This window comes from Amycolatopsis sp. SID8362, from assembly GCF_010550475.1.
Lineage (GTDB): Bacteria > Actinomycetota > Actinomycetes > Mycobacteriales > Pseudonocardiaceae > Amycolatopsis > Amycolatopsis eburnea.
In genome coordinates this window covers 1-303 of sequence record NZ_JAAGNB010000091.1, presented here as the reverse complement: position 1 = coordinate 303, position 303 = coordinate 1, and the positions used below count along the sequence as shown (strand labels likewise).

Sequence of the window (303 nt, the reverse complement as noted above, 5' to 3'; positions counted from 1 at the left end):
CGGGACGGCCTGCTGCGCGGCCAGGCCGCGCAGCAGGCCGTCCCGGTCGCCGCCGACCACCACGGCACGGTGCTCGAAGGCGGCGCGGTGGCGCGCCAGCGAGTACCCGACGTCGGCCGGGTGCAGCCCCGGGTGCCGGTCCACATGGGACAGCAGCTTTTCGGCCTGTGCGCGCAGGGCGGCCGGGTTCCGGCCGGACAGCACCCACGGGACGGGCCCGTCCGGGCGGTCCCCGGCCGCGGTTTCCGCCGCCGGGGCCTGTTCCAGGATCGTGTGGGCGTTGGTGCCGCTGATGCCGAACGA

1 protein-coding gene is annotated in these 303 nt (G+C 77.2%); it reads right to left on the bottom strand.

What is annotated here, in order from left to right; translation table 11 throughout:
• Positions 1-303 (bottom strand): ketoacyl-synthetase C-terminal extension domain-containing protein (locus tag G3I65_RS03050; protein ID WP_160694518.1); only part of this gene is annotated, 303 nt, incomplete at both ends.